Source organism: Halomonas sp. BC1 (assembly GCF_002078135.1).
In the GTDB taxonomy this organism is placed as follows: domain Bacteria; phylum Pseudomonadota; class Gammaproteobacteria; order Pseudomonadales; family Halomonadaceae; genus Vreelandella; species Vreelandella stevensii.
Genome location: NZ_LFGS01000011.1, coordinates 63201 through 71254, shown reverse-complemented (window position 1 = coordinate 71254; position 8054 = coordinate 63201). Strand labels below are relative to the sequence as shown.

Below are 8054 nucleotides of genomic sequence, written 5' to 3'. Positions count from 1 at the left end.
AGTCACTCTAGCCGCCGGTTGCATTCATAAATCTTACTATTTGAACCTCACCATCCGTCGTGAAGTGATGACGCTCAGGCTTTTTCTTCATGGCCGCCACAATAGTTGATTTAAGCCGCTGGGAGTCCCCCGGATAACGTCGCATGATGGCGCGTAAATCTACCGAATGCTCATTGCCCAGGCAAAGCAGTAGCCGCCCTTCAGCCGTCACCCGGACACGGTTACAGGCGCCACAGAAATTGTGGCTATGGGGAGAGATGAAGCCAATCCGCGATTGGCTGTCTGCCATACGGTAATAGCGGGATGGCCCTAGGGTGGTCTCGGTGGTGGGTAAGAGTTGATAGTGGTTTTCTATGGCCTCTCGAACCGCATCAGTGGAAAGAAAGGTTTCACCACGGTTATGCTCGCTGATAGCGCCCAGCGGCATCTCCTCGATAAAGCTGATATCGGCTTGCTCATTCCGGGCAAAGTTTACCAAGTCGAGAATTTCGTCGTCATTGCGCCCCTTGAGCAGTACGGCGTTGAGCTTAATCGACTGAAAGCCAGCGCGGCGCGCTGCACGGATACCCGCGACCACCTGATCAAGATCCCCCGTTCGGGTTAATGCTTTAAAGCGTTCGGGCTTGAGCGAGTCGAGGCTAATATTGAGCCGATGTAGCCCGCCTTGCCGCAAAGCATCGGCATGCTTGACCAAGCCTGAGCCGTTGGTGGTCATCGCCAGCTCGCGCAGACCTTCCAATGCACCGAGTTTTTGCACTAGCGTGAGTACGCCCTGGCGTACCAGCGGCTCCCCGCCGGTTAGGCGGATTTTCTCCACGCCCAGCTCGACAAACGCCTGCGAAAGGTCGGCTATCTCCTCAAGGGTCAGCAGCTGGGCGCGTGGCAGAAAGGTCATTTCCTCAGCCATGCAATACACACAGCGAAAATCACAACGATCAGTCACCGATATACGCAGGTAACGCACCGTACGGCCAAACCCATCAACTAGTGCATTCATTCTACGGGCTCCTCTTGGGTACTGGCATTAACGGGCAGCCGGGCAATGAGTCCTTTTACCTCTGCGGTAACCTCAGTGATTGTTTGCTCATCATAAAACTGGCCCCGCCGCTTGCGCAGGCCGTTTTCATATAGCTTTACGTGCTCTGTGGGTATCACATCCGCTTTGGCGAGACAGTGGCTGGCGCAGTGCATCTGGCACCCGTCAATGGCTACAATAGGGCGCCCGGAGCGTGCAATGCGCACCAGGCCGGGCACACCACCGCCGACACCGGCAATGCAGGACATTTCTGCCTCTCCTGCATGGTCAAGACGCAGGGCAACGCTATTGGCAAGTTGCGCCACATCAGAGCAGCCGGAGCAGGCATAAATCAGTGTGCGGGGTTTGTGTTGTGAAGACATACCCTCTCCTATGAAAAACAAACGAGGTCAGTGGCCACGATAGGAAAAGCTGTTCAAGCGGCGAACTGATTGATGGGGTAGTAGTGGTAGGTGCTTCCTTCTGCTACGTCTGTTTCGGGATTAATCATTAAATAGCCATCGGCTTGGCTAGCCGCACTGAGCATATGCGAGCCCTGCCCACCCGCTAACTGCGCCACTGGCAGCTCTCTTGCCCAGTCCAGCACCACCCTTAACAGCTCACAACGCCCCCTGGGGCCGCGCTGAGAAAAGCCTGCCTTAACGGGATAACTCTGCAACGCAGCGACACTTCTACCTTGCATGGCATGAATAAACGGCAGCGCCAGCAGTTGCCAGCCCACCAGGGAGGCCACTGGGTTACCCGGCAGCGCCATTAACGGTGTGGAAGAGGAAGACTCCGCGCCTAGATAACCGAAAGCAAAGGGCTTCCCTGGCTTCATCGCGACACCATGAAAATGTAGTCCACCGCGCTGCTCGATCACCGGACGAACATGATCCTCTTCGCCTACCGAAACGCCACCGGTGCACATCACCACATCTGCAGCGGTTTGTGCGTGCTCAAAAGCCTGATGCAATGACTGCGGCGAATCAGCGATGACGCCCAAGTCCAACACATCGCACTGAGCTTGCGCTAGCAGTACGTTAAGCATGGCGCGATTGCTGTCGTATACCTGTCCCGGTGATCGCGCCGTACCTGGGGTAATTAGCTCATCGCCGGTTGAGAGTAGCGCCACCCGCAGGCGCCGTTTGACGTTAACCGTGTTAATACCATGGCTTGCCAGCAGCGCAATCGACGCGGCATCAAGAAAAGTACCTGCAGCGAGTAGCGGGGTTCCCATGCGAGTCTCCTCGCCCTGGCGGCGAATGTTAGCGCCTAGCACCAAGCTACCCTCGAGGTGTATATGCCCGCGCTGATCAAGGGTTACCCGCTCTTGAGGCACTACAATATCTGCCCCCATGGGCACCGGCGCGCCGGTAAAAATACGCGCGCAGCCTCCTTCCGGTAGCAGCATGACGCCTGCCCCAGCCGGTACGCGTTGAAGAATGGGTAAGCCTGCACCGCGGGGTACCGCTTGGTAATCAGCCAGACACAGCGCGTAACCATCCATAGCGCTATTGTCCACACCCGGCATATCGAGGGGGGCGACAACCGTTTCTGCCAGCACTCGCCCCGCCGATTGTTCTAGGGTGATGCTTTCTACTGCATTAATGGGCGTGGCGGCGTCGATAAGCCGTTGGCGAGCATCGAACAGATCTAACAAGCCGGGCGTGACTATTTCTGCGCAGTGACAGTTCATAAACGCTCCACCTCATTGGAAGAAGTCGCTTTATGGCGTCCACTGCACGGGGTCGCTGAAGGCAGTACCATGGCAGCGAAGTTGCAGGGCCGAGTGCGGGAGTCCAGTTGCAAAGCAATAATTTTATCCCACGCCAAGGCACACGCTTTGGGCGAGCCGGGCATCGCAAACATCATCGTTCGGTTGGCCACCCCAGCTACGGCGCGAGACTGAATCGTCGCTGTGCCAATGGTCTTCAGGGAGTAGTGGCGGAACAGCTCGCCATACCCCTCAATCGCTTTGTCGAACAACGGTATCAACGCCTCGGGAGTGGTATCCCGAGCGGTAAAGCCAGTGCCGCCATTAACCAGAATCGCGTGGATATCTGATCGCGCAATCCATTCCGAGACCACGGCACGAACCTGATAGATATCATCGACAACGATGCGCCTCTCTACCAGGATATGGCCGCTTTCACTCAGATGTTTAACCAGCAGATCACCGCTGCCATCCTCATCGAAACCACGTGTATCGGAAACCGTTAGCACCGCGATGCCAAGCGGAGTGAAAAGAGCATCTACAGGAACATGGGACATCAAGCCTCTCCTATTAGCTTTGCTATTGCTTCAAGCTATTGCATCAAGCTGCCGCCAGCATCGTCATCTAGAACAATCCCTTCGACGCCTATCTCGCTTTCCAGCGCCAACAAATAGTGGCGCAGCGCACGTCGCGTCGCCTGCTCCCGCAGGCTATGGCGTACCCGGTCAACGACTTGCTCAAAAGGCAATGCCCGCCCTTCACGCCGCACGTCAATACTCACCACATGCCAGCCATAGCGAGACGCTAACGGGCGCTCGTGGAGCCCTTCGGGTAAGTGCTGCAACGCGCGGTCTAACTCAGGGACAGTCTGCCCCGAGACCAGCCAGCCCAAATCACCACCCATCTCTTTTGACGGGCACGCAGAGTGGTGTTGGGCGAACTCAGTAAACCGCTCAGGTATCGCTGTGAGTTCTTTAATCAGCTTTTCTCCAAGCTGGCATCCTTCATCGCGCCCCTGAGAGTCGTCGGGCGCCGCCGCCAGCAGGATATGCCGAACACGCAATTGAGACGGTTCGCTAAAGCGCTCACGGTGGGTGTCAAAAAAGCGTCGGCAGTCCGCATCTTCAGGCTCGGGGACTACCAGTTCCTGCTCAAGTAAGGCAGCAATCGCAGCGTCCTCTTGCGCTTCCGTCTGGCCTTGGGCCGATAACAAGCCAAGCTCAATGGCGCGCTGGCGCAGCAGCTCTTTGACTACAAGGGCGCGCGCCGCCTGAAGCTGAGCCTCCCCCGCCGTTTCGGCAGGGTGGTACTGCATCTCTAACGCAATGGCTTCTTCGTCGATACCGGCGTTGCCGACGCGCACTGGCGGGGGGGAAACGCCCCCAGGGAGTTGTTCAATATCAATCATCTGCATGGCATGTACCTCTTCATAAATCTGAGCGTGCGGAAGACTTTTTTCAACCGCGACGGCGTACCAGCTGGTACCTACGTGTGATATAACCGAACGGCACGCTCCAGACGTGAACCAAGCGGGTGAAGGGGAACAGCAGGATGATGGTTAAGCCCACGAAGATGTGCAGCTTGTAGATCCAAGAGACCTCTTCCATGTAATTGGCAGCGCCGCCACCGAAGAAGACGATTGCCTGGGCCCAGCTGGCCAAGGTGACCATCATCTCGCCGTCCATGTGGCCCAGCGAGAAAAGAATGGTGACCATGCCCAGTGCCGCCTGGAACACAATCAGCCCCAGGATGGCGGTATCCATAACACTGGAAGAAGCCCGCACCCGAGCATTAGCGATACGCCGATATAGCAACATGGCACCGCCGATTAAACACATCGCACCGGCAATACCGCCCACTACAATCGCGAGAAGCTGCTTAGTGCTGGGATCAAGAAAGCGGTCATACATCCAGTGCGGCGTCAGCATGCCGAACAGATGGCCAAAGAAGATCACGATAATGCCGATATGAAACAAATTGCTGGCCAGACGCATGTTCTTCGATGAAAGCATCTGGCTGGAGCCCGTCTTCCAGGTGAACTGACCTTGGTCGTAGCGCATCAAACTGCCGATCAGGAACACCGTGCCGACCAGATAGGGGTAGTAGCCATAGAGAAGGTGATTTAGGTAAAGCGCAATCGCGTCAAACATGATCTTTCTCCTTTAACGATTGGCGGGATGAGCGGTAGCGGCAGGCATGATGCGTACCGGCTGGCTCTGAACGGTGTGTTTGCGCTCGGCCAAGCGGCGGCCTTCGGCAGACTGCAGCGCGCAGTCTTCGTCAGAGGTTGCCGAGAAGCGCACCGCTTCTTCTTCCCATACGGCGTCCAAGGCTTCGGGGGTGTTATCAGGCACTTCTTTCTTGACCTGGGGCCGATGCTCTTCGACATCCCCCTCGGCGCCGATTAACGCCAAAAGTGACAGCGGTACCAGCGCGTGATCCGCTCCCCGCTCTTCCAACCGTGCGGTGAGCAGCGCCAGTATGTGGCGTATTTCGCCCAGCCAGCGGCCAATCTCTGCTTCATCGCACAGTGAGAGGTACTCAAGAAATACCGGCAGGTGGTCAGGCAGCTCCCGGGCATCCAGCTCGAAACCAGCAGCGCTGTACTCAGCCATTAAATCCACCATGGCTTGGCCACGATCACGGGACTCACCGTGCACGTGCTCGAATAGCAACAGTGACGTCGCGCGCCCCTTGTCGAATATAGCAACGTACTCGGCCTGCAGCTCCAACAAATCCCCGTCATGAAGTCGCTGACACCAATCCATCAGCGACGATTTGAGGGCCGCTCCCAGGCGGCGCTCGGCATTGAGAATTTCGATTAGCTCACCGCAGGCATCCTGCAGCTCCTGGGTCGGGTAATCGAGTAAGCGTGCCAGCACGCGCAGACTACGCATACCCTGCACCGGCTCGTATGACGGCTCTACCGGGGCCGATGAGAGTGGCGGTTGGATAGCAGCATCAGTCATGACGAGTCTCCTCAAGTTGGGGCTGCGGGTCGAAGACCTCTACCGGCTTCACCAAAACGCTGGTCTGCTTACGACCGTTAAACAGGCTGGGCTGGCTCTCACCGTGGCAACCATCACCAAAGGTAAAGCCACAACCACCTCGCTCGGGGAAGGCGTCGGTGGCCATTTCCCGATGGCTGGTGGGGATAACGAAACGATCCTCATAGTTGGCGATGGCTAGGTAGCGATACATCTCTTCTACCTGAGCTTCGCTAAGACCCACCGCATCCAGCACCTCAGCATTGGGAGCCCCTTCCACATGCTTACTACGCATGTAGACGCGCATCGCCATTAAGCGCTTGAGCGCCAGCACTACTGGCTCTTCCTCACCAGCGGTCAATAGATTAGCCAAGTACTTGACCGGGATACGCAGCGACTCAATCTTGGGCAGTACACCGTCGAACTCCACGTGCCCCGCTTCAGCGGCGGACTGAATCGGCGAGAGCGGTGGCACATACCAGACCATCGGCAGGGTGCGATATTCCGGGTGTAGCGGCAACGCCAGACCCCAGTCGATGGCCATTTTGTAGACGGGCGATGCCTGAGCAGCCTTGATGACGTTGTCCTGAATGCCATCTTTTTTCGCCTGGGCAATCACTTCCGGGTCATGCGGATCGAGGAAGATGTCGCACTGGCGGTGATAGAGGTCGCGTTCGTCCGGCGAGCTTGCCACTTCCTCAATACGGTCGGCGTCGTAAAGCAACACGCCGAGGTAACGAATACGGCCCACACAGGTCTCGGAGCAGATGGTCGGCTGACCGGCCTCGATACGCGGGTAGCAGAAGATGCACTTCTCGGACTTACCGCTTTTCCAGTTGTAGTAGATCTTCTTGTAGGGGCAGCCGGAGATACACATCCGCCAGCCACGGCACTTGTCCTGGTCGATTAGAACGATGCCATCCTCTTCCCGCTTGTAGATTGCACCGCTAGGGCAGGAGGCGACGCAGGTGGGGTTCAAGCAGTGCTCGCACAGGCGCGGCAGATACATCATGAAGGTGTTTTCGAACTGGCCGTAAATATCTGCCTGCACCTTGTCGAAGTTGGCGTCTTTGCGCCGCTTGGCAAACTCGGTGCCGAGAATCTCTTCCCAGTTCGGACCCCATTCGATCTTTTTCATACGCTGACCGGAAATCAGCGAGCGCGGACGCGCCACCGGCTGGTGCTCACCGATCTTGGCGGTATGCAGGTGTTGGTAGTCGAAGGTGAACGGCTCGTAGTAGTCGTCCATTTCAGGCAGGTCGGGGTTGGCGAAGATATTCGCCAGCACCCGCCATTTGCCACCAATACGCGGTTCAATCCGACCGTCGTTACGGCGCATCCAGCCGCCCTTCCACTTGGCCTGGTTCTCCCACTCTTTGGGATAGCCGATACCGGGCTTCGTCTCGACATTGTTGAACCAGGCGTACTCCATACCTTCGCGGCTGGTCCAGACATTTTTGCAGGTCACCGAACAGGTATGGCAGCCGATGCATTTGTCTAGGTTGAGGACCATGCCTACCTGGGAACGAATCTTCATTTCACGGCCTCCTGAGCACTGTTCTTCTGAACACTGTCATTGCCTTCACCATCCAGCCAGTCAACGTGTTTCATCTTGCGCACTAATACGAACTCATCGCGGTTTGAGCCGACGGTGCCGTAGTAATTAAAACTGTAAGAGAGCTGCGCGTAGCCACCGATCATATGGGTAGGCTTGGGGCAGACCCGGGTAACCGAGTTGTGGATCCCGCCCCGGGTGCCGCTGATCTCGGAGCCAGGCACGTTCACCTGGCGCTCCTGGGCGTGATACATCATCACCATACCGTCTTTGACGCGCTGGCTGACCACCGCCCGCGCCGCAATCGAACCGTTGGCGTTGTAAACCTCGATCCAGTCGTTGTCCTCGATATCAATCGAGGCAGCGTCTGCCTCGGAGAGCCACACCACCGGGCCACCGCGGTTAAGCGTCAGCATTAGCAGGTTGTCTGAGTAGGTGGAATGAATGCCCCACTTCTGATGCGGCGTGATGAAGTTCAGCGCCTTGCTCTTGAAACCGTTGTCGGCAGGTAGCGTGAAGCCTTTGGCCGCTTTAGTGTCGATGGGCGGACGATAGACCAGCAGACTTTCACCGAACGCGCGCATCCAGGCGTGATCTTGATAGAACTGCTGTCGACCGCTCACGGTGCGCCATGGAATCAGCTCGTGGACGTTGGTATAGCCAGCGTTATAAGAGACGTGCTCGTCCTCAAGACCCGACCAGGTGGGGCTGGAGATAATCTTGCGCGGCTGGGCAACCACATCACGGAACCGAATTTTCTCTTCCTGCTTGGGCCTCGCT

At 57.1% G+C, this 8054-nt stretch carries 9 protein-coding genes; all 9 read right to left on the bottom strand.

Annotated features, from left to right (window positions below; translation table 11 throughout):
- Positions 1-7: 7 nt before the first annotated feature.
- Positions 8-997: a GTP 3',8-cyclase MoaA gene (gene moaA, locus B7L72_RS09120; protein WP_081193923.1), complete on the bottom strand. Its 990-nt coding sequence runs from the start codon at positions 995-997 to the stop codon at positions 8-10.
- Entirely contained in the window at positions 994-1398 is a 405-nt protein-coding gene (locus tag B7L72_RS09115; RefSeq protein WP_081193921.1) for a putative zinc-binding protein, read from the bottom strand. Before B7L72_RS09115 ends, moaA begins: the two co-directional genes overlap by 4 nt.
- Positions 1399-1451: 53 nt before the next feature.
- A complete protein-coding gene (locus tag B7L72_RS09110; protein WP_081193919.1) occupies positions 1452-2714 on the bottom strand; it encodes a molybdopterin molybdotransferase MoeA in 1263 nt (420 codons plus the stop codon).
- Positions 2711-3289, bottom strand: a complete 579-nt coding sequence (moaB, locus tag B7L72_RS09105) for a molybdenum cofactor biosynthesis protein B (RefSeq protein ID WP_081193917.1) — start codon at positions 3287-3289, stop codon at positions 2711-2713. The genes B7L72_RS09110 and moaB overlap by 4 nt, the downstream gene beginning before the upstream one ends.
- Before the next feature lie 35 nt (positions 3290-3324).
- Complete coding sequence (locus tag B7L72_RS09100; RefSeq protein ID WP_081193915.1) at positions 3325-4146, bottom strand: peptidylprolyl isomerase; 822 nt, start codon at positions 4144-4146, stop codon at positions 3325-3327.
- A gap of 43 nt (positions 4147-4189) precedes the next feature.
- Positions 4190-4882, bottom strand: a complete 693-nt coding sequence (gene narI, locus B7L72_RS09095; protein WP_081193913.1) for a respiratory nitrate reductase subunit gamma — start codon at positions 4880-4882, stop codon at positions 4190-4192.
- Between the two features lie 12 nt (positions 4883-4894).
- A complete protein-coding gene (gene narJ / locus B7L72_RS09090) occupies positions 4895-5701 on the bottom strand; it encodes a nitrate reductase molybdenum cofactor assembly chaperone (RefSeq protein ID WP_081193911.1) in 807 nt (268 codons plus the stop codon).
- The gene (gene narH / locus B7L72_RS09085) at positions 5694-7256 is read right to left on the bottom strand and encodes a nitrate reductase subunit beta (RefSeq protein WP_081193909.1); all 1563 of its coding nucleotides are present in this window, start codon (positions 7254-7256) and stop codon (positions 5694-5696) included. Before narH ends, narJ begins: the two co-directional genes overlap by 8 nt.
- Positions 7253-8054, bottom strand: an 802-nt coding sequence (locus tag B7L72_RS09080) for a molybdopterin dinucleotide binding domain-containing protein (RefSeq protein ID WP_139788490.1), incomplete at its 5' end; no start/stop codon positions are given. The genes B7L72_RS09080 and narH, both read right to left, overlap by 4 nt.

Excerpts from the sequence above, each read along its gene's own strand:
- moaA (WP_081193923.1), bottom strand. The coding sequence starts at position 997 with ATGAATGCACTAGTTGATGGGTTTGGCCGTACGGTGCGTTACCTGCGT.
- B7L72_RS09115 (WP_081193921.1), bottom strand. The coding sequence starts at position 1,398 with ATGTCTTCACAACACAAACCCCGCACACTGATTTATGCCTGCTCCGGC.
- B7L72_RS09110 (WP_081193919.1), bottom strand. The coding sequence starts at position 2,714 with ATGAACTGTCACTGCGCAGAAATAGTCACGCCCGGCTTGTTAGATCTG.
- moaB (WP_081193917.1), bottom strand. The coding sequence starts at position 3,289 with ATGTCCCATGTTCCTGTAGATGCTCTTTTCACTCCGCTTGGCATCGCG.
- B7L72_RS09100 (WP_081193915.1), bottom strand. The coding sequence starts at position 4,146 with ATGCAGATGATTGATATTGAACAACTCCCTGGGGGCGTTTCCCCCCCG.
- narI (WP_081193913.1), bottom strand. The coding sequence starts at position 4,882 with ATGTTTGACGCGATTGCGCTTTACCTAAATCACCTTCTCTATGGCTAC.
- narJ (WP_081193911.1), bottom strand. The coding sequence starts at position 5,701 with ATGACTGATGCTGCTATCCAACCGCCACTCTCATCGGCCCCGGTAGAG.
- narH (WP_081193909.1), bottom strand. The coding sequence starts at position 7,256 with ATGAAGATTCGTTCCCAGGTAGGCATGGTCCTCAACCTAGACAAATGC.